18 protein-coding genes and 3 tRNA genes are annotated in these 20246 nt (G+C 46.1%); 6 read left to right on the forward strand and 15 right to left on the reverse strand.

What is annotated here, in order from left to right; genetic code table 11:
- The first annotated feature begins 6 nt into the window (after window positions 1–6).
- Complete coding sequence (locus tag PHG53_06665) at window positions 7–1647, forward strand: PAS domain S-box protein (protein MDD5381303.1); 1641 nt, start codon at window positions 7–9, stop codon at window positions 1645–1647.
- A gap of 10 nt (window positions 1648–1657) precedes the next feature.
- Complete coding sequence (locus PHG53_06670) at window positions 1658–2311, forward strand: response regulator transcription factor (GenBank protein ID MDD5381304.1); 654 nt, start codon at window positions 1658–1660, stop codon at window positions 2309–2311.
- Window positions 2312–2340: 29 nt separating this feature from the next.
- Here the strand turns inward: PHG53_06670 and plsY are convergent, their stop codons facing one another.
- From plsY to PHG53_06710, 8 genes are read right to left on the reverse strand one after another with little or no spacing between them, the layout of a single operon-like run.
- On the reverse strand, window positions 2341–2985 hold the full coding sequence (gene plsY, locus PHG53_06675) for a glycerol-3-phosphate 1-O-acyltransferase PlsY (GenBank protein MDD5381305.1): 645 nt from the start codon (window positions 2983–2985) through the stop codon (window positions 2341–2343).
- A complete protein-coding gene (locus PHG53_06680) occupies window positions 2985–4178 on the reverse strand; it encodes a glycosyltransferase family 4 protein (protein MDD5381306.1) in 1194 nt (397 codons plus the stop codon). The genes plsY and PHG53_06680 overlap by 1 nt, the downstream gene beginning before the upstream one ends.
- Window positions 4179–4186: 8 nt before the next feature.
- A complete protein-coding gene (gene waaF / locus PHG53_06685; protein ID MDD5381307.1) occupies window positions 4187–6091 on the reverse strand; it encodes a lipopolysaccharide heptosyltransferase II in 1905 nt (634 codons plus the stop codon).
- A 37-nt stretch (window positions 6092–6128) separates the two neighbouring features.
- Entirely contained in the window at window positions 6129–7100 is a 972-nt protein-coding gene (locus PHG53_06690) for an HAD family hydrolase (GenBank protein ID MDD5381308.1), read from the reverse strand.
- 12 nt (window positions 7101–7112) lie between these two features.
- A complete protein-coding gene (locus tag PHG53_06695) occupies window positions 7113–7694 on the reverse strand; it encodes an SIS domain-containing protein (protein MDD5381309.1) in 582 nt (193 codons plus the stop codon).
- A 6-nt stretch (window positions 7695–7700) separates the two neighbouring features.
- Complete coding sequence (gene rfaE2, locus PHG53_06700) at window positions 7701–9167, reverse strand: D-glycero-beta-D-manno-heptose 1-phosphate adenylyltransferase (GenBank protein ID MDD5381310.1); 1467 nt, start codon at window positions 9165–9167, stop codon at window positions 7701–7703.
- Window positions 9168–9183: 16 nt separating this feature from the next.
- The gene (gene lpxK, locus PHG53_06705; protein MDD5381311.1) at window positions 9184–10242 is read right to left on the reverse strand and encodes a tetraacyldisaccharide 4'-kinase; all 1059 of its coding nucleotides are present in this window, start codon (window positions 10240–10242) and stop codon (window positions 9184–9186) included.
- A gap of 50 nt (window positions 10243–10292) precedes the next feature.
- Window positions 10293–11375, reverse strand: coding sequence for an isocitrate/isopropylmalate dehydrogenase family protein (locus tag PHG53_06710; GenBank protein MDD5381312.1), 1083 nt, complete (start codon window positions 11373–11375; stop codon window positions 10293–10295).
- Window positions 11376–11951: 576 nt separating this feature from the next.
- Between PHG53_06710 and PHG53_06715 the strand changes: the two genes are divergently transcribed.
- Complete coding sequence (locus PHG53_06715; protein MDD5381313.1) at window positions 11952–12497, forward strand: hypothetical protein; 546 nt, start codon at window positions 11952–11954, stop codon at window positions 12495–12497.
- Between the two features lie 86 nt (window positions 12498–12583).
- On the opposite strand, the gene PHG53_06720 is transcribed toward PHG53_06715, so the two are convergent.
- The 3 genes from PHG53_06720 to PHG53_06730 form a co-directional block, all read right to left on the reverse strand.
- Complete coding sequence (locus tag PHG53_06720) at window positions 12584–13198, reverse strand: hypothetical protein (protein MDD5381314.1); 615 nt, start codon at window positions 13196–13198, stop codon at window positions 12584–12586.
- Window positions 13199–13564: 366 nt separating this feature from the next.
- Window positions 13565–14086, reverse strand: coding sequence for a hypothetical protein (locus PHG53_06725; GenBank protein ID MDD5381315.1), 522 nt, complete (start codon window positions 14084–14086; stop codon window positions 13565–13567).
- 9 nt (window positions 14087–14095) lie between these two features.
- A complete protein-coding gene (locus PHG53_06730; GenBank protein MDD5381316.1) occupies window positions 14096–14569 on the reverse strand; it encodes a hypothetical protein in 474 nt (157 codons plus the stop codon).
- A 740-nt stretch (window positions 14570–15309) separates the two neighbouring features.
- Between PHG53_06730 and PHG53_06735 the strand changes: the two genes are divergently transcribed.
- Window positions 15310–15382 (forward strand) — tRNA-Lys (locus PHG53_06735).
- Window positions 15383–15428: 46 nt separating this feature from the next.
- Here PHG53_06735 and PHG53_06740 read toward each other — a convergent pair.
- The 4 genes from PHG53_06740 to PHG53_06755 form a co-directional block, all read right to left on the reverse strand.
- Window positions 15429–15971: a hypothetical protein gene (locus tag PHG53_06740; GenBank protein MDD5381317.1), complete on the reverse strand. Its 543-nt coding sequence runs from the start codon at window positions 15969–15971 to the stop codon at window positions 15429–15431.
- Window positions 15972–16083: 112 nt separating this feature from the next.
- The gene (locus tag PHG53_06745; protein ID MDD5381318.1) at window positions 16084–16455 is read right to left on the reverse strand and encodes a hypothetical protein; all 372 of its coding nucleotides are present in this window, start codon (window positions 16453–16455) and stop codon (window positions 16084–16086) included.
- A gap of 288 nt (window positions 16456–16743) precedes the next feature.
- Window positions 16744–18609 (reverse strand): DUF362 domain-containing protein, encoded by a 1866-nt coding sequence (locus tag PHG53_06750; protein ID MDD5381319.1) that lies wholly within the window; start codon window positions 18607–18609, stop codon window positions 16744–16746.
- Between the two features lie 197 nt (window positions 18610–18806).
- Window positions 18807–18897 (reverse strand) — tRNA-Ser (locus tag PHG53_06755).
- A 292-nt stretch (window positions 18898–19189) separates the two neighbouring features.
- Here PHG53_06755 and PHG53_06760 point away from each other — a divergent pair.
- Both PHG53_06760 and PHG53_06765 read left to right on the forward strand, forming a co-directional pair.
- Window positions 19190–19263 (forward strand) — tRNA-Arg (locus tag PHG53_06760).
- A gap of 514 nt (window positions 19264–19777) precedes the next feature.
- Window positions 19778–20197 carry a response regulator gene (locus tag PHG53_06765; GenBank protein MDD5381320.1) on the forward strand — a complete coding sequence of 140 codons (420 nt, stop codon included), beginning with the start codon at window positions 19778–19780 and terminating at the stop codon, window positions 20195–20197.
- The last annotated feature ends 49 nt before the right edge of the window (window positions 20198–20246 follow it).

Below are 20246 nucleotides of genomic sequence, written 5' to 3' on the forward strand. Positions count from 1 at the left end.
TGAAAAATGGGGATACCGAAAGACAAATCAGATGATTCCAAGAATCTTCGCGAGCAGGCGGAGAAGAAAGCAAAGCAGCAGATAGTGGAATTTCGGAATCAGCGGGGGCAGGACACGGCCGAGCTGATTCACGAGCTGCGTGTTCATCAGATTGAGCTGGAAATCCAGAATGAAGAGCTTAGGAACGCCCAATTGGAGCTCGCTGAGTCTCGGAACAAATATTGCGAACTGTATGACTTTGCTCCTGTGGGTTATTTTACCCTGAATAAGGAGGGACTGGTTGTCGGAGCAAATCTTACCGGCGCCGCCCTTTTGGGTGAGGAAAGAGGCAATCTACTTAAAAGCAAATTCTCTCATTTTATTGCCCCAAGTTCTCAGGACGATTTCTATTTATACCGCAAGCGAGTTGTTGAAAGCGAGGCCAGGCAGAGTTGCGAAGTCAAACTGCGCAGGAAAGACGGCACTGAATTCATTGCTCAATTGGTGAGTGTCGCTGTTACGGAGCAGAAGGGCAAATATGACCAGTTTCGTATGACAATGATAGACATCACTGAGCGCAAGAAAGCCGAGGAGGAACTGCGAAAATCAGAATATGAAAAGACTTTGGTTTTGGATAATGCCAGTGAAATAATCGCTTATCATGATACAGACCTCAATATCCTGTGGGCCAACAGGGCGTATCTGAAAGCAACCGGCTTATCGCTAACACAGATACAAGGAAAGAAATGTTACCACGCATGGGGCCTCGACAGTCCCTGTAAAGACTGCCCGGTCACAAAGACAATAGAAACCGGAGAACCACAAGGTGCCGAATTAACGCCACAAAATCAGCCGCACTGGCCTCCCGATATGGGTTCCTGGCTGTCAAAAGCCGCCCCTGTGAAAGATAAGACCGACAGCATTACCGGTGCGATTGAGGTTGCCTACGACATCACTGAGCGCAAAAAGGCCGAGCAGGAACTTCTTGAGGACCAGGCGAAGCTTAAGTCTCTGGCCTCGCAGTTGGTTTTGGCCAAAGAGCGCGAAAGGCGCCGTCTCGCTACCGAGCTGCACGACCGAATCAGCCAGTCGCTGGTTATTTCCAAAATCAAGTTAGATACCCTTCGCAAGTCGTGGCGCAGCCGAAAATTCGATAAAGTGCTGGAGGATATCTGTAATTCCATAGGCCAGACGATTCAGGATACCAGGGCTTTGACATTCGACCTCGGCAGCCCTGTACTGCATGAGCTGGGTTTTGAGACGGCGGTGTCGGAATGGCTTACAGACCGAATCCAGAAAAAGCACGATATTACCGTGGAGTTCGAAGATGACAGAGAGCCCAAGCCGTTAGATGATGACGTTCGTATCCTTTTGTTTCGTGATGTGCGGGAACTGCTTACCAACGTTGTTAAACATGCCAGTGCTCATAAGGTAAAAGTTTCTATCCGCAAAGTCGGCAGCGAGATACATATCAGTATTGAAGACGATGGCTGGGGGTTTGATACTAAGAAAGCAGCCGCAACGGCAGCAGGAGAAGGCGGATTTGGGCTTTTCAGTATTCGAGAGCGGCTGGGGCAGTTAGGAGGGCACCTTGAGATTGAATCTGAACCCGGCTGCGGAACGAAGGCAACACTTATAGCGCCGCTTAAGCAGGCAAAAAGTGAATAGGAAGGGAAAAATGAGCATAAAAATCTTATTAGTAGATGACCACGCAATCGTACGACAGGGGCTGCATTCTTTGCTCGAAAAAGAACCTGACATAAAGGTTGTGGGCGGAGCCGAAGACGGCCGCAAGGCGCTTGAGCTTACCAGGGAATTGCTGCCGGATGTAGTCGTTATGGATATAACTATGCCGAATCTCAACGGAGTGGAAGCTGCACGCCTGATTACTCAGGAATTCCCAAAAGTAAAAGTAATTGCCTTGTCGATGCATTCTGACAAGACATTTGTCGTCAGTATGCTCAAGGCCGGAGCGTCAGGCTACGTATTGAAGGAATGCCTGTCCGATGAGCTGGTCGAGGCAATACGAGCCGTCGCCGGAGACGGCTGGTATATCAGCCGCAGAATAACCGGCGTAGTAATGGGGGATTATGTAAATCGCCTGCTCGAAACGACCAAGTCGCCGCTGGAAACCCTTACAGACAGAGAACTCCAGGTGCTTCAGCCCGTAGTTGAAGGAAAAAGCACCAAACAGATTGCTTTAGAGCTTCACGTAAGTACCAAAGCCATCGAGGCAGCTCGCCGTAAGATTATGGAAAAGCTGGATGTGCATAGTGTTCCCGAGCTTGTCGTAAAAAGCATACAGTGGGGCCTGATTTCTCTTCAGCGGTAAGTTTTTCGATATGGAGGTTTTAGAAACTATCATCTCTGCTTTTGCAGGATTTTAGTTTCTGTCCCTGCGATTAATCTTTTTATATTTTCACGGTGGCGCACAATAACCATAATCGGTATAACAATAGCCGCGATAAGCAGCGGCCATAGGTTAACAAAATTCCAGCCTTGTATTAATACAATCATCAGAATCAGGGCGAGAGGAAAAGCAACAGAAGCAGCGATGGAGGCCAGCGAGATATACCGCCATAATAAGACGACCGCTACCCATATAAAAAAAGCAACAGCAGCACAAATCGTGTAGTAGGGCCAAAGGCCGAGCGCTACGCCGAAGCTGGTAGCGACACCTTTGCCGCCCTTGAATTTTAAGTATATCGGGAAGATATGGCCTAATATAGCTGCACAACCGACAGCAAGCGCAAAGACAAGTTGTGCGACACTTGGCGGAGAGGAAAAGATATAAGTGGCAACTAACATCGGCACCAGCCCTTTTGCGGCATCCAGAAAAAAACACATATAAGCCCATTTTTTACCAAGCGCCCGCGACAGGTTCGTTGCGCCGATATTACCTGAACCGATGCTGCGGAGGTCCTTGCCGTGAGCTGCGGCGATAATCAAACCAAAAGGTATTGAGCCGAGCAAATACGCGCCAACAATCAAAATCGCAATTTTCATTATTTCCCCCGCTTTTCGAGTATTGATTCATAAACAGGTATCAGCTGTTTAGCAACCCGGCTGACGGAAACTTTTTCTGCGAGATTATCCGCAACAATCGCATGTGATGCTTTACGGATATTGTTCGTATCTGTGAAGAAGCTAATGGCCTGCGCCAGTGCTTGGATATTTTCCGCACGATCGATTACTTTGCCGTGCCGGTCGTTGACAAATAAATCGGCTGCACCGTTAAATTTTGTTGTTATCACGGGCTTGCCGGCTGCAATCGCTTCGAGAATAAACCTGCTTGACGGGTCATAAAAGGTAGGCAGAACAGCCACATCTATTATTGACAGGACGTCCTGAATATGACGAACAGCGCCTAAAAAGACAATTTTCCGATGGACGCCAAGCTTCTTTGATAGGCGGAGATATTTGTTTGTTCTGCCATTACCAGCTATTATTAAATAAGCCTTTCGTCCCATGACGTTCGGCGATACAAGTCGCATCGCTTTTATCAAACAGGCAAGTCCCTTCAGTCTGAAATTGTTTGCGGCGAATAAGAAAAAGACAGGGTTGTCAGCTTCCTCGAGTCCTAATTGAGTGAGTATTTGACTACGGAGTTTATCTGTCCATGGAGTATCGATTTCTTTATTTATTTTTACGCCGTTAGGGACAACGACTATTCGGTCATCATCAATGCCGTAGTATTTTTTGAACTGCTCAGCAATATACATGGAAAGTGCGGCGATTACCGGCCCATTCGGATTTTCGCAAAGTTTTCTCTCTGCCCGCAAAAGTATATCTCGTCGAAGGTTGGCAAAAGCCGTTATCCTCTTATAAAGTTCGATGACTTTGTTCTGGTAACTGACAGCATTACGCAGAACAGATTCGGCGTAGCAGCCCGCCCGCGGCTGATATACATCAGCAAAATCAAAAGGCAATATGCTGTGAACTAAACAATAGTGATTTACCGACAAATGTTTCTGCACCGCCTTCGCAAACGTAAAGTAACCGGTACGCCTGCCGGGAGTATCCTGGCATAAAATATGAACGTTTTTAGCGTTTGCCTGCCCTTTTGCAGCAATTATGTCCACTTCAAGCCCAAGCGCAGACAGCGCATCTGTCAGCTCAAAGACAGAGCGTTCCGCCCCGCCGAGGGCGACATCTATCCGCTCTGTTATCATCGCGATTTTCTTGTTCGCTAAAGACATAAATTTTATCAACTTGCAAAAGGAACAACCCTACCGTGCTTTATATCGTGTTGCGCCATCCATCTTGTTTTATTCATTACTCTACGGATAAATACTTTATCTTTCCAGGTTAGTTTTCTGCGACCGGTATAGCCAAGATAAAAACGTAACCTGTCTGTTCTCGAAAAATACCTGCCTGGTGCTGAGTAATAAAGCTGCGCAATATCTTTTATCTGAAATCGTTCGGCTAATAAGCCCGGCTTGAAGGTGCGTGCCAGGTCTATCAAATAAAACCGGCCGTCGTCGCTATAGAATATATGAGAAAGGTAAAGGTCTCGATGCCGGTAACCCGTTTCATGGAATTTTTTTACAAAGGCAGCCAATTGAGCAATAAAATTTCTTCGCAGTTTCAAATTTTCGATTGTATCCGGGGCATTGAAGCAATCGGGCAGCTTCCGCTCCAAAGACTCTGCATCGGGGATTTTTTCGGTAATTATAAAACTTCTTTTCTCGAAAAATACACCCCCCTGCTCGCCGTAAGAGACAATCTTAGGCGTGTTTACGCCTGCAGCTGCAAGTTTGGCTGTCGGCTCAACATCAAAGAAGCCGCAACTTGTCCGCCTGTGAGCCGAAAGCCAGTTTCCAAGCTGAACTAAGATTGGCGGTGAGTCGTAGCGTTTCAAAAACAGCGTGGCCGGAGGCGAATTTATTTCAAATCGTAAGCGGCTGCGATGCCCCGGCAGATTGTCCTTGGTTAGATTATGAGCTTCATTAAAAGAGAAAACAGCATCTATTGAGGTCAAGCCCAATTCGCCAAGGCCGGTTTTATAATCTTCATCACAGAAGAATGATTCTGAAATTTCTGTAAATTTTTGCTCGGCCTTAAAAGCCGCCTGTCTTTGGCCGGTTCCGAGAAATTTTTTCGCAGCATTACAGACCATTTCTACCGTGATCGCCTGCATACATAAATGTTCGCTCTTACTACAGGTAGGCTTGGCACAAGGAGCGCAAGGCACATCGCCGATTATCTGGATTTCATTTTTGTAACCGGTTTCTGTCCAGGCCGGGCTGTTCGGGCCGAACAGACTGATAACCTTACGCCGCAGCGCTATGGCTATGTGTCGCGGACCTGTATCATTGCTTATTACCAAATCCGCCGCGGCAAAAAGCGATTTCAATTCGCCAAGACTTACAGGCTTCTCTGCGAGGTTGATAAGCTTAAACTTGCTCAAACCGCAAATCTCTTCGGCAATTTGCTTTTCAGCAGGGTTGGGCGATACAGAGACAACAACGGTCGCATTATAATTAGAAATCAGCCAATCTGCTGTTTGTGCGAATCTCTCACTGAGCCAGTATTTACTTCGGCCAAAGGCCCCGCCGGGAACAATAACGACAACAGGCCCTTTGGGGTCGGCAATTTCCTGGAATCTGGCCCGCATCTTTTTGTCCTCCTGCGGGTCGACGAGCAGTTCAAGGTTCGAATCAGCGGCATCGGCGCCGAGCATAGAGGAAATCGCAAGATAGTAGTCAACCATAGAAGAAGGTTTGAATCTGGCGGCAGATAATTTCGGCGGATAAAGTTTATCGGTGAGTAAGAAACCGCGGCCTTCGCGAGCGTAGCCGACACGCTTCGGTATACCTGCTAAAAAAACCGCCAAAGCGGCGGAGAAGGAATTTTTGAAAAGTATAGCATGGGTAAAGTTATGTTCCTTCAACGTTTTTACTATCTTAAAAATATTTTTGCCTTGCTGCTGTATCCATATATCGTTAAAGCTGCTGGGTGACAGGGTTTTGTGGACGACCTCGTTGGCAAAGAAAGTAATCCTGGAGGATTTGAAACCCCGGCGAATAGCCCGCAAGGCAGGCGTGCAAAGGACAGCGTCACCCATAGGAGAGGGAAGCCAGACTAATATCTCATATTTTGTATCTTGCATCTGGTAGCTCACCCCACAGGACAAATTTTGCGCAACGCTACTTTCGCCCATGCATTATGTAAAAGGTCAGCGTCATTACCTGGAACAGCAAAGCAAAGCCAAGTGTAATTAAAACTGAATTGTCCTGCTTTGTCGGATACATTAGAAAATATATACTCACGAGCAGGCAAAACCAAACAATGGTTTGCCAAACCCCGGCGAAAAATCTCGTTATGGAAAATTCGCCGAACATATCACTTCGCCGCATACCTCTAAGCTGTTCCAGGATATTATCGAGCTGCTGTTCAGTCCTGCTGCCTGTGACGAGGCTGCTGGAAATTTTTTGTTCGACAGGTCGCGTTTCAGATTTTGCGGGCTGAGGCAGTGGTGGTTTTTCGGCGGTCTGCGCTAATGGTTTATTCAAGGGCTGCTGGATCGACTGATTTCGAACAGGGTTTTCACCGGCTGAACGATAATGTTTTTTAATAATATTTACAGCTTCCTTGAGGTTTACAGCTCGATAATCCGGATTCGGCTCGCCGAGTTTGTGCCGTTCAGGATGCGAAGGATGATTTACCAATATGGTTTTGCAACCGGCCTTCAAACCGGCCTCAATGTCACGACCGCTGTTGCCAATCATCCAGGATTGAGCAAGGTTAATATCCATCTCTTTGGCGGCGGCCAGCAGCATCCCCGGATTTGGCTTTCGCAAGTCGCTTTCCTTACGGTACTTTTCAACAACGCCGTCCGGATGATAGGGACAATAATAAATGCGGTCTAAAGGCGCTCCTTTTTCAGCCAGCAGCTGTTTTAGCCTGTCGTGAATTTCACCAAGAGCCTCCTCAGAAACAAGTCCGCGTGCAACACCGGACTGGTTCGAGACAACAACCAGCTTATATCCCATAGAGCGAAATTCGACAAGTGCCTTATCAATACCATCCAGCAGCTTTACCTGGTCGGGACGACTGATATAGCCCGGGTCCTCGATTAAAGTATCGTCACGGTCTAAGAATATTGCTTTGTTAGACATTTTTCAGATTAACTATTTGCAAAAACTATCTTCCACGAGTCCGCAGATTATATGAAAGCCGAGCTGGTGAATTTCCTGACTTCGTGCGGTCGATTTGCTGTTGGCGCAAAAACAAACGTCGGCCATCTTCTCGAGTTTGCTGTCATTGCTGCCTGTGAAGGCCAGCACCTTAGCGCCTTTTTTCTTTGCCAACTTGACGGCAGCAATAACATTCGCCGATGTACCGCTGGTGGAAATAGCCCAGAGGACATCACCTTTTTTAACGAGCGCCTCAACCTGCTTGGCAAATATATTTTCGTAACCGTAATCGTTGGAAACCGATGTTATCACTGACGTATCGGTTGTCAGTGCAACTGCCGGCAATGATTTGCGTTCGCGTTCAAATCTGCCTACCATCTCACTTGCTATGTGCTGAGCATCTGCCGCCGAGCCGCCATTGCCGCAGACGTAAAGACGGCCGTTTTTCTTCAATGCTCTTGTTATCATCCCCGCGGCGGCCGCAATGGCTTCAATGCCAGCAGTTTCAAGCCTGGCAATTGCTTTCTTGTGCGATTCTATTGTTTCTGTAATTTTTTTTCTTACGCCCTTATCCATTAGAGCTTAACTTTCCAGCGACTTGATTTTTTTGATTGTTGCAGTCGAGCTTTTACCCTCGACCAGCGGCGCAAGAACGACTTTTCCGCCGTAAGATTCAATGAATTCGGCGCCGATTACGCCTTTTTCCGCCCAATCCTGCCCTTTTACTAACACATCGGGTTTTATTTTTTTGATCAGGTTAAGAGGGTCCGGCTCATCAAAAACGGTAACATAATCGACTGTTTCCATCGCAGCCAGAACGGCCATCCTGTCATTCTGGTTGTTAACGGGCCGGTCCGGACCTTTAATTTTTTTTACCGAGCTGTCACTGTTTAATCCCACCACGACAATATCGCCCTGCAGCTTGCAAAATTTCAGAAATTCGATATGCCCTCTGTGCACGACGTCGAAACAGCCGTTAGTAAAAACTATAATCGCATTTTGTTTACGATGCTCGGCCAGTTTCTTAATTATAGAGTTTAGCGAACAAACTTTATCGTTTTTACCGGTAATTTCATTGATGATTTCATCGATAGTTACCGTTACTGCCCCGAATTTCCCCACCTCGATGCCGCCCGTTATGTTTGAGAGCTGCACGGCCGTTTTATAGTCACAACCAGCCGCCAAAGTTATAGCAAGCGTTGCCAGAACCATATCACCGGCGCCGGTAACGTCGTAAACGCTGCGGGGCCTGGTGGGGACAAGCTCGTCTATTCCCTGCGCCCTGAGATAAGCACCTTCCTTATCGAGTGTAATTACTACGGCCTCGATATCAAACTTCTCGGCAAGCGTCTTCGCTGCTCTGGCCGCTGTCTCTGCGGTTTTTATTTCGAACCCGACCGCCGTTGAGGCCTCCTGTCTGTTCGGCGTAATGAGCGTTGCGCCGGCATACTTCGAATAGTCACCTGCAAATGCTGGGTCAACAAGGACCTTCTTATTCGCATCTTTCGCCAGCCGTATCATTTGTTTGCAAATCGACGAGCTCAGCAAACCCTTATTGTAATCCTGCAGACAAACAACATCAGCCTGCTTCAATTTGTCTTTGTAAACATGCAAAATCTTTTCGTATTGTTCATCAGATAACATTTCCGTGGATTCCTCATCCATCCTGAACAACTGCTGCTGATGGCGATGTTGTGCCAGACCTATCAGCCTTTGCTTGCTGGTGGTAGGACGGTCGGCTAATGTAAGCAGGTTTGTGATATCAGCACCGGCTTCCGTCAATTTTCCCCTGAGCGTTTCACCGTTCCGGTCCTTCCCGATAACTCCCAGGCAAACAGGTATAGCCCCTAACGCGGCAAGGTCCGCAGCGACAGAGCCCGCCCCGCCGCAGCTATACTCGGTTTTAGTAACTCTCAATACCGGCACCGGCGCTTCGGGACTTATCCTTAAGGCGTCGCCGTAGACATAAACGTCGAGCATAAAGTCGCCGACAACCAGAACCTCCGGCGAGCCAAGATTTGTCACAGTTTTTAGCAGTTTTTCATACATAATAGCGCAAATTTCACTATTTTTTGCAAATTTTACCCGTTAATACGTCTTTAATCAACTGTTTTAATTTGTCCTCCCCCGCCATGAACTTTATCTCAACCGCCAAATACGCAAAAGGTATCTCGTATCGCGTATTGTGTGTGGCGTAGTGCGTATAGTCTTTCTGAGTTGACAGAACAAAATCCGCCTCTAAACAATCAGCTCGACCGTTAATATCATCGAAATCAGCGTCTGTGTAGTGATAATGGTCGTTATAAATTTTCGAGCCGACAAGATCAGCGCCCGTGCTTTTGATTGTGCTTAAAAAAGCGTCCGGATTGCCTATCCCGCAAAAGGCAAAGACCTTTTTACCCTTTAGCTGTTCGACGGCGATTTCTCCTGCCGCTGACTTTACGCAGCTCGGGCTGTGCACCGACCTTGCAATTACCATATCCGGATTTATTTGCCGCAGTTCGCTTTCAATTCGGCTTAATTCTGATTCAGAAATCTGGTCGCATCTTGTTAAAACAGCCGCCCCGGCACGCCCGAGAGAAACAACTGGCTCTCTCAACATACCCGCAGGCAGCAATTTCCCGTAGCCGAAGGGACAAATAACGTCAATTGTTACAATGTCGAGGTCCCTCGCCAATCCGCGGTGCTGAAATCCATCGTCCATAACCAGCGCCTTCGCGCCGAATTTACCAACAGCTTCAGATGCGGCTTCGGCACGGTCGGGATTTACAATCACTTTGGCCTGCGGACAGCTTTCAGCAAAAATGGCCGGCTCATCTGTCGCCCCTCGTGCCTTGTAACCCCTTGTCAGAATAGCACAAGGCACATTTTCGCTTTGCAGGAATTTGCACAGCCAGATTACCAGCGGCGTCTTGCCAGTCCCCCCTGCTGTTATATTGCCAATGCTTACGACCGGCACATCCGCGGTATGTATTTCCAAATATCGTTTCGAATATAAAAAGTTGCGCAGCCCGACAGCAAGCGAATAACCTGCCGCAGCAACTGCCATAAAGAAGCGTAAAACCGCTGCAAGCAGGCCGGTGCTTCTGCCCGAAATTAAGCTGCGATAAGCTTGCTGGTTCAATTTAGTATTTAGTCCTTAGTGTTTGACCGTTAGTCGCGAAATGCTGTCGACTATTCGCTTTTTATTTTTTCAATGATGGCATCGGCCATTTCGCTCGTGCCGACGGCGGTTGGGTCGCCGGGGTCGGCCTTCATATCGTAAGTTACGCTTTTTCCTTCGGCGATTACCGCGCTCACCGCCCTTTCGAGCTTGTCCGCCTCGTCTATTTTGCCTATATGTCTTAGCATCATCACGCCGCTGAGTATCAGGGCTGTTGGATTGACCTTGTTTTGGCCTTTGTATTTTGGTGCGCTGCCGTGGGTCGCCTCGAAGATCGCTATCTTGTCGCCGATGTTCGCCCCCGGTGCAACACCCAGTCCGCCGACAAGGCCGGCGCATAAATCACTTATTATATCGCCGTAAAGGTTCGGCAGCACAATAACGTCATAAAGCTCCGGCTTTTGAATAAGCTGCATACACATATTATCGACAATGCGGTCTTCGAATTCGACGTCCGGATATTGCTTTGCTACGTCCCGGCTTACATCGAGCCATAAGCCGTCTGAGAATTTCATAATATTGGCTTTGTGAACGGACGTTACCTTTTTGCGCCCCATCTTGCGGGCGTAATCAAATGCGAAACGAACTATACGTTCTGTGGCTTTAACCGAAATCGGCTTTATACTTACCCCTGAATCTGCGGTTATCTTCCGGCTGCTGTGTTTATTTAACCAGTCTATAAGCTCGGCGGTATCGTCTTTCCCTTTTTGAAATTCGATGCCCGCGTATAGGTCTTCGGTGTTTTCACGAACAATCACAAGGTCGATATCGGCGAATCTGCTTCGCACGCCTTTATAGCTTTTGCAGGGCCGCAGGCACGCATACAAATCAAGCGCCTGCCGCAGATGCACATTTATACTTCTAAATCCCTTACCGACCGGCGTAGTAATAGGCGCCTTTAGCGCGACGCCGTTTTTCTTAATTGATTCGACAGTAGCGTCCGGCAAAGGGGTCCCCTGCCGTTCCATTACTTCTGTGCCGGCCTCAGCTATTTCCCAGTTGATTGCAGCGCCCGTGGCGTCTATACATCGCCGTGTCGCTTCAGCTATTTCCGGCCCAACCCCATCGCCCGTAATCAATGTTACTTTTACCATTCCTGATACTCCGTTCCAAACCCAATATGCTACCTTCAGGAGGCAAACGTGTCAACCCCGCACCAATTGAGCTTAGCTCACGACTATTTGGTGCGGGGTCAATCCCACGGTTAGCCCCGCCAACACCTTGGCGGGGTTGTCCCATCACTATGGCAGGGTTTGCCGTTTCGTTTAGCCCCACCATCACTATGGTGGGGTTGTTATTTTCCCCCCTGCATTGCAGGGTGGTACTCCACGCGCGGGGTTGCAGAGCCGCATGACGTAAGTCCGCGGTAAATATTTGTTGTTGTCATTCCCGCGGGCGCGGGAATCCAGGTTTTTTCAAATCTTAAATTTCAAATCGTAAATTGTAAATGAACATTCCCCTTGACTTCTCCCCTCTTTCCGCCTATTTTATTAATACTTACCCCGCTGTTTTGCGGGCTTCTTTCCTCTCAGCGGGGCGGCGTTACTAAATACTTATTCCGATACTTACTGCGGTTTAAATACAAGATATGATTTTAAACGGGCGTGAAGAAATCAAGTCGTTTCTTGAAATTTAATCACTTTAGGCTCTATTATCTAATGAGGATTAATATGAATCCTGGAACTTTACAGACCACCTGTCAAATTGTGTTCGCTATTGGAATTGTAGTAACTGGCCTTGCTGGTTTTGGATCTTATTATTATGGCAAAAAAGATGCCGCTGTAATACAACAAACAACAATTTCAAAATTAGATCAGTTACTTGAGTCCACAAATAATGAAAATAGAACTAAATTATTAGAAAAATATCCGGCAGGATATGTGTCGTTCGGAGTTGATTCTTCGGAAACTTTTTCAAGTACGGTTTTTCCATATGGGAAAGAGGTGTTAGCGGAGTACGAGTTTGATTGGAGCAAAGTTAAGATAGAAAAATTGACTTCAAGCTCTTTGACAATTTTATTACCTACTATCCGGTATAAACCTTTAAACGGTCTGTGCGAAGGTATAACTATGACGATCAACAGAAGACCATGTGGGAAAGAATATACATTCCCTGTAAAGCCGGCGGGTACACATCACAGAATATATATCGAACTACTGAAAGACGATGACCACCAACTAATATTCGTGATAGGATTTCGAAAAATAGCCACTTAGCTGGTAGAGTAGCTTTTACCCCCACGCTTTTTTATTTCCCCACCGATTCTTGTTTTATAAACCGAACGGTCGAAGCAAAAAACCTTTTAATTTCCCTTTACAGTATGTTTTCGATTCAATATGCCATTCACGATTACGTAATCCCGCATCAAATTGGTTTCGTTGTTTATGAAGGAGTGCATCCATGTAAGTGCCTTGAGTGCATCTTCTTCGGGTTTTAATCCATCTCCATGGGCGTATTCGTTTCGTAAATCTGCCATGTTCTTGCACAAGACGAGTGTTTCCGACGAAACGACATTATTATCTTTTAATATTTTTCTGACTTGCGGCATTTTGTATTCCCATGTGGCACCATAGGGCTTAGCCTTGTCCCGTTGAAACCTCTCAAACGAGATGCCGCACATTGCGACGCAAGCATAGTAGTGTCCGTCGACAAACACATCTCTGGCCTCCTTAAAGAGCTTACAATAAGGGCCGACCTTTATGAGCAGAGGAGGCAGTTGAGCAAGCCTCTCGTCCTTATGGATAGCGATGTCCTTCTCACCCATTGTGCCATAAGAAAGTTCTGCGGCAGGCTTCCGTGACTCCTTCGATAATTCTGAGCTCAGGCGAAGCTTTGCACCATTGGGCCCGAAATCGGCATATGCAGGTTGTATTTGGTCGCTGACCCTAACAGCCACCTCGCCGCATTCCTGTATCAACCCATAATAGCCATCAGGCATGTTGACCGGGACGATACCAAGAACTTGGGATAAATCTGTACCACTGTATGCGCATACTGTGTAGGGTTCAGCATCTGGAGCCTGACAGACTATGCTGTATTGCGTAAGCATGGATACTCTCCCAATCCTATTAAATCAAATACAATTCACTAACCCCACGATGCTTTTCTCCGCTGTTGCTCATCGAAGATTCTCGCAGAGAAACGAAGACCCCAGAAAGTCTTTATCTGGGGCCCATATCCGCAAACCCAAAAGATTTGCCCTTTTTCTTCATCACGGCTTCCGGCGGCACCGCTAATTAACTCTTTCTCTTCAACATCATCTTCATAAAACCAAAGCTAAAAGTTAAATCTTCTCTTTTTCTATGAAAATCCCTTTGTCAACCTTGGAGAAAAAATTCTGATAATACTCTGGATTATCAACCTGTCGGACAAGTACACACCCCCCTTTATTGTCTAGAACCTTTACTTGGAAATTGACGCGGACCTTCATTTGTTCTCCAAAGTCTGATATGTTGGCTGTGCAATCTACAATTGAATTCTTTTTCCACGTTCCATATTTACCCCACCAAAATTCCTCTATAAACCTTTCTCCTCCTTTTTCTACATCTGTTTCTTTTGTTGCATTGAAAAACCCCAAGTCCATATTTACTTGTTTGATAATAAAGTCATCATCCTGCAATACATTTAACATGGCTTTCATAATCATCTTTGTATCTTTCGTATCATAGGTGCGTGTTTGCATTTCTCGTATTTCAAGCTGAGACTTTTGCTTGTCTTTTTTCTCAAGTACCATTCCTGGTACTGACGTAGCACCACACCCAGCGACAATGACAAGGCAGAGTAAAGTGGTAATCAATGATTTCATAATAACCTCCTAAAACTTGCTTGCGTGATAAGAAAGAGTTTTTACTAAACTTTTCTCATCAAATTTTATAATAATGGTAAGTGTTCTTTGACTACTTGAAGCAGCACCAGCTTCTTGACCAATTAAAAGCAAAGTCCAATATCCTTTAGAAACAGCAACGTCAGTCGCAACTTTGTCATAGACCCAAGTTTCGTTACCATTACTGTCCTTTGTAACTATATTAGGTGACCCGATTGCCTCCACCACTTCAGAACTGCTCATGCCCACTTTGACTTCCCTCTGAACTTTTCCAAGCGTCATATCACTTTCCTGAAGGCCTTTTTTAACTTCTCCAGCATGGTATTCTGTTGAACACCCCATAGCTCCAAAAATTACGGTTCCCCCAATTACTATTAGCAAGATTAAATTGACGTTCTTCATTTTACTTCCTTTCAAAATCAGAACAGCAAGATTAGAAATTAAAAGATTATCGCCGTTGTTCACCCAATTTTACCCCATTTTCTATTTTCCCGCAATCCTTAATTTTTGCTGTTGCGTCCTTTAGTTTAGCCACAATTATCACTTATCAATTATCATTTATCATTGTATTAATTCCTTGACTTTTCCTCGAAAATATGTTAAAATTCCCCCCGTTCATCAGTAGATGAACGTCATTCGCCCAGCAGGGCAAGGTTTCAGGTCCAGCAGGCCCAATTCAAATATCGTATCCCGCACCAATTGAGCTTAGCTCATGATTATTCGGTGCGGGGAATAACCAATAACTACGAACTAAAAACTCAAAACTAAACGGAGCTTAAAAAATGCCATCCGGCTAATCCAAATAAACATTTATCAATAATCGATAATCAATAATCAATTGTCCTTCGTAGCGTTAGCGAAGAAGGAAGCGGAGATTTTCTATCAACTACGAACAATGAACTACGAACTGACTAAAATTATGCAAAACGAACCCAATTTCTGAAATGCCTAAAATGAACTTAACCCTCTGTCCCACAATTACTAACAACTACGAACAACGAACTATGAACTACCAAAAACGAACCCAAACAAAGCCAATTTTATCCGCCTATATGGCGGATAAAATTGCCCTGAGCTTTGCCGAAGGGCCTGTAGCAACCAATCTTGTCCCGCCTGTCTCGGCGAAGCGCAGCGAAGACGCAAGCCTAAGAAAACGTTTTATGTTGACATTTGCGGGAAAATTTTCTAAAAAGTATCACAGATTAGGGAGTGTAGCTCAGTAGGTAGAGCAACGCACTTTTAATGCGTAGGTCCTGGGTTCGAATCCCAGCACTCTCAATTAGTGAATAGTCGTTAGTGAATAGTGAATAGTAACCGGTAACCGCTAATTACCCGTTTTACCCTTGGCGGTCCTTTCAGCCAGTTTCTTCAATGCCTCGCACTGAATATCCTTGCCATAGAGATTACCTTTATTTATGGCATACGTCTTGAGCGCCTTGCTGTCAGCCTGACTGAGTTTACCCCTGCGCAGAAGTTCTTTAAAATTGAGCTTTCGCATAGCTACATCTTTATCATCATCACCGCCATTGGTCTTTTCAACTATGCTCAGCAGGAAATCCGAATCCAGTACTTCCATGCCGCTTTGCAAATCTTTCGCTCTTTCTTTGCGCAAGCCTTCCGACTTCGCTTTCGCTGCGCCGGGCAGTTTGAAAGTTTTGCCGGCAAGTTCCCGCTTATGCTGGGGCAGGTCTTCCACTTTGGACTCATTTGCCTTTGCTCTGGCGAGGCTGTAGATACCGAAGGAGACCGCCAGAATGACGACAACCAGCAATTGCCCCCAGAAGGTATCTTCCCCCTCGCTGTTGCGTGCAGCCAGCAGTGTAAGCCATCCCCATGTGGAGATTGTTTGTGTTAAAAGAACGTTCATATTTTGTTGCAGACACGGTATATGCAAGTCCGCTCTGCAGCAAGCGGCCTTGCCACGCCAAGGGCGCAGACCAGACCAAGGCTTAATACAGGACGCTGTTGAACTGTCCTATTTAGTCGCTGTGTTTACCCTTGCGTGTGGTTCTTTCCGTCAGCACCTTCATCGCCTCACACTGGATAACCTTGCCGTAAAGCTCGCCTTCGTTCATTGCGTACACCTTAAGAGCGTTACTATCAATGGCATCCTGCTGTTCTCTCCGTATGAGTTCGTCAAAAGTGAGTCTACGCATAGCGACATCGTTCTTATCATTGCCTTCGGTATTCTCAACGATACTCAACAGGAAATCCAAATCCAGTATTTCCATACCGCCGGCCAAATCTTTGTCGCTGTGCCTGCCGAAACTACTTTTCATACTTTCCACGCCGGAAATATCGGAAAGTGTCTTGTCCGATGGATGCACCTCAGCAATTTTACTCGTTGCCATACCTTTCACCTCGCTTTTCTTTTCTCTTATAGTATTCCAAACCATTTTTAAAAAAAATACCTCCATTTCAACAAAGATGTACTTACCTTGTCATAAGAACGCCTAACAGTTGCCGTCCATCATAGGCGAAACCGGCAAAAAAGCAACAAAATTTTCATCTACCAGCCAAGATTTAGAAATTTTGTTTAGCGTCTATTTCAATTCATTAAAAACAGATAAAAAAGAACCTGCTACTGATTCTGTAGTCAGCCGGTTTGTTTCAAGTTTTGTTATACGCCGTGTGATTGCTTAGTTGAGCCAGTTCTCGCAGAATACAGCAAGGTCAAATTCGTCAATAATTTTGTCGCTGGGCATCGAAATATCACAGTCAGCGTTCCAGTTTGGCTGTCCAGGCTCACTAAGCCATGCGGCGGCGAGGATGGTAAAGTCCTTAAAGTCCACATCATCGTCGTCGTCAAAGTCTCCGATGAGACCCGTTTCGGTTACCAGTTCGATACCTGTTCCATTAATTGGGTCGAGGTTTCGACTGTATTGTTTGTCAGTTGCGTTGTTCCAGTGCTCGTGGACGCCCAAGCTTTCGGTGAGGCCACCATCATGATTTGGGTCATAAATCGTCCCCGAACAGGGGTCTGGAATAAGAGCTGCTTCGTGGAGATAATCGTCCGCTCCGGACATCTGCGGGTAACCATTAATATTAGTTGGGCCAGCATCCCATTCATAGTCCATGAAATCAAAAGCCACAGAATCGATTGCGACTTTGTCCTGTGAAAGAAAGATACTGCTTGGCCAGTTGCCGTTGAATGGAGCCATATCCCATCGAATTGGTTGGGAATTCCAGCTTCGGCCAGCGTAGAGACCGTCAATCAATGTAAGGAGAGTCTTACCGCCTAATTTTGGGTGGCCCAAAAGGTCAACTACTGCCCTGTAGCGATTCATACCCGGTGATTCGGTCGCTCCCAACCTTGACCAGTGCATATCATAATAGTGTTTGGCGGGATAGTAACCACCGCTGGCTGGTGGTTTTCTGATTAATGACCCGAAGTGATTCTTGCCTGAAAGTGTTATCCCAGCGCCATTGTGGCTTTTAAGAATTGGGAAGTTTATAAAGTATGTTGCCTGCGAGAAGTGCGTCGGGATATAGTCCTGGTCTGTAACACCGCTGAAGTGTGATGGGTCGGGGTCGCTCCAGTAGAAAGGGGCAGTATAATCGTAGGCAACTTGCGTTCTGCCGGTCATAGCGTAGCCCGGCTTGGTTAAATAAACGACGCCGGGGCAGCTCGAACCAACCATATTATACCAGTGATCGGGCATATGTTGTGTAGGGTCGCCGATACTTATATCACTGGGGTTAACTCCTGCGACGTCTGTTAGTTGCTTAAGAAGTGCGATTGTAAGCTGAGGGGAGTTGTCAATCTGGTCATATAACGGGATTGGTTTTGTCCCGCTATTAACAACGTCGTTCATCAATACAAAGTTTATTTTTATAGCGATTTTTTCGCCCGGCGTGTAACCAACGTCGCCTCTGCCCATTTGCTGGTTGAAGCTTCTGAATATCGTGTCCCATGCTTCATAATCGTCATTTTTGCCGGTTAAAGCTCGAACAGCTTTTGAGAGCATTTCAGCAACTACTACAGGATTGGTACATTCGTCGGAATGCCAGTACGGTGGTGTGGTGACGTCGAGCGAACCGGGCCACGTGGCTGCATTCGCATCATGTATCCAGGCAACCCGACCCGGGTTAATTCCTTTTGCATCACCTATCGGGCTGTTATGAACAATTGGCTCGTGAGCGTAAACCGGCTTCCCATCTGTGCTGTTTGAAGCCATCCAGATAAAACCGATACTGACAGTTAAGCAAACTGCCGCCAGAACATAGCGTGCCTGTACAAGCGAACGTTTTGCCTTGCGGTATGCTGCGACTGAGCCGGCCAATCCCATAACCCAAATTATAAAACCCGACGCCAATGGAAAGGCCATCCGCTGGCAAGGATACGTTGCACGCGACGGCTTCGGTATCACTCGTATCAAAAACCATATTAGAGCTAACAGTCCCGAAATTGGAAATAACCACTTCAGCCAGCAGAATTTGCCCTTTGGCTCGACGAGCTTATCTGTTTGGGGACAAGGAACATGATTTTTGCGTGAAAATAGCATCTTTAAAACCTCCAGAGTCTTTGACCATCTGCTCCGGCTAAATTTACCATCCTCCACGATGCAGCAGAAACAACACGGATTATAAATAACCAACCCCGTCCGCAATTTATTACGTAAGTGTAAGTATACCAGTATTGCTATAAAAAGTCAATTCTGTTTCCCTCCTTCGGATGCTTTTGTTCCTGATTTAAAACCAACGGAGAGGGCGAGATTCGAACTCGCGGTACCAGCGTTCACCAGTACGACGGTTTAGCAAACCGTTGCCTTCAGCCGCTCGGCCACCTCTCCAAACAATCTTCTGATAATCTACATTTTGCGACACCTTATTGCAAGAAGATAAGCGGCAATTTGCAGCGGGCGAAAAGTAAGATAGTCGAATTTTTGACTGTCTTGAAACGAGAACCCGTGTAAAATACCCAAAATTGCCGTACTTTTCAGGGATATTCGGTGTTGTAGTGAAATCTGAAGGATTAGCAGGATAGCCTGATATCATTGACAACCCCAAAGCCGGTAAAATATAATATGGCGAACGAAGGAAGAAAGCTATCAAAGTGCTTCTCTGCCGGACATATATTAGCGAGCGCCCGTAGCTCAGCTGGATAGAGCAACGGATTTCTAATCCGTAGGTCGTGGGTTCAACTCCCTCCGGGCGTATTGCTGACTTTATTAATTAATTGAAATTAACATCACATTTCATTGTTGGCATATCTAAAAAAAGTTTTTGTCATATCTGCTTCCAAATCTCAAGAAACCTTGTCGCCCTGCCGATACACCATTGAAGATGGTTTCTTTTAGGGGGTCTAAAAATGGGGGTTTGGTCGTCCTATAATTAGGTTTAGCGAGGCTCACGTTGAGGAATATCCTATTTACTTTTTCTGTAACTTGACCGATAAAACCTTCAGAATAAGTAAAGTTGGGGGCACGATATAACCTTTTTATGCGGAGGTAAGTTACAAAGTGATGAATCGGTTAGTTGCTTCGCCGAGGATTATTTAGGACAATTCGGTCTTATTAACACCTACCATGCGTATGAGGGGTAGGATATACCCCTTCTTACGCTCCTTCACCTACTCCGGTTTCCATCCCTGTAATCAGCCCTTTTGCAATAAAGTGCGACCTATAATTTGACGACTTAACCACATACCTTAAATGCAATTGGGAACTAAAGATGCGAAACTTAAAACCTATATTGTTGGTCGAAGATGACAGCGTGGACGCAATGACAGTCAAGCGGGCGCTTAAGGACCTGAACGTTACAAATCTGCTGTTCCACACCCTCAACGGAGAAGAAGCATTAAATCATTTAAGAGATAAAAACAACGGTATTCCGTGCGTAATTCTTCTTGATTTGAATATGCCGAAAATGAACGGCGTCGAATTCCTGAAAGTCGTAAAAACCGATGATGCGCTGAAGTTGATTCCTGTCGTGGTGCTCACAACATCCCAGGAAGAGCAGGACATAGTTGAAAGCTTTAAGCTTAGCGCCGCCGGTTATATTGTTAAGCCGGTTGATTATAAAAAGTTTGTTGAGGCAATGAGAACGATTGACGTTTACTGGACCCTAAGCGAACTGCCGAACGGAGAATAAAACTATGGAAAATACAAGATTCAAAATTCTGATGGTTGAAGACGACAAG

It is taken from the genome of Phycisphaerae bacterium (genome assembly GCA_028714855.1).
Classification (GTDB): domain Bacteria; phylum Planctomycetota; class Phycisphaerae; order Sedimentisphaerales; family Anaerobacaceae; genus CAIYOL01.

Bases quoted from the DNA above. Each gene is read 5' to 3' on its own strand.
- waaF (MDD5381307.1), bottom strand. From the start codon at position 6,091: ATGCAAGATACAAAATATGAGATATTAGTCTGGCTTCCCTCTCCTATG.
- rfaE2 (MDD5381310.1), bottom strand. From the start codon at position 9,167: ATGTATGAAAAACTGCTAAAAACTGTGACAAATCTTGGCTCGCCGGAG.
- PHG53_06665 (MDD5381303.1), top strand. From the start codon at position 7: ATGGGGATACCGAAAGACAAATCAGATGATTCCAAGAATCTTCGCGAG.
- PHG53_06740 (MDD5381317.1), bottom strand. From the start codon at position 15,971: ATGAACGTTCTTTTAACACAAACAATCTCCACATGGGGATGGCTTACA.
- PHG53_06745 (MDD5381318.1), bottom strand. From the start codon at position 16,455: ATGGCAACGAGTAAAATTGCTGAGGTGCATCCATCGGACAAGACACTT.
- PHG53_06690 (MDD5381308.1), bottom strand. From the start codon at position 7,100: ATGTCTAACAAAGCAATATTCTTAGACCGTGACGATACTTTAATCGAG.
- PHG53_06710 (MDD5381312.1), bottom strand. From the start codon at position 11,375: ATGGTAAAAGTAACATTGATTACGGGCGATGGGGTTGGGCCGGAAATA.
- PHG53_06765 (MDD5381320.1), top strand. From the start codon at position 19,778: ATGCGAAACTTAAAACCTATATTGTTGGTCGAAGATGACAGCGTGGAC.
- plsY (MDD5381305.1), bottom strand. From the start codon at position 2,985: ATGAAAATTGCGATTTTGATTGTTGGCGCGTATTTGCTCGGCTCAATA.
- PHG53_06680 (MDD5381306.1), bottom strand. From the start codon at position 4,178: ATGTCTTTAGCGAACAAGAAAATCGCGATGATAACAGAGCGGATAGAT.
- PHG53_06750 (MDD5381319.1), bottom strand. From the start codon at position 18,609: ATGCTATTTTCACGCAAAAATCATGTTCCTTGTCCCCAAACAGATAAG.
- PHG53_06715 (MDD5381313.1), top strand. From the start codon at position 11,952: ATGAATCCTGGAACTTTACAGACCACCTGTCAAATTGTGTTCGCTATT.
- PHG53_06725 (MDD5381315.1), bottom strand. From the start codon at position 14,086: ATGAAATCATTGATTACCACTTTACTCTGCCTTGTCATTGTCGCTGGG.
- PHG53_06670 (MDD5381304.1), top strand. From the start codon at position 1,658: ATGAGCATAAAAATCTTATTAGTAGATGACCACGCAATCGTACGACAG.
- PHG53_06695 (MDD5381309.1), bottom strand. From the start codon at position 7,694: ATGGATAAGGGCGTAAGAAAAAAAATTACAGAAACAATAGAATCGCAC.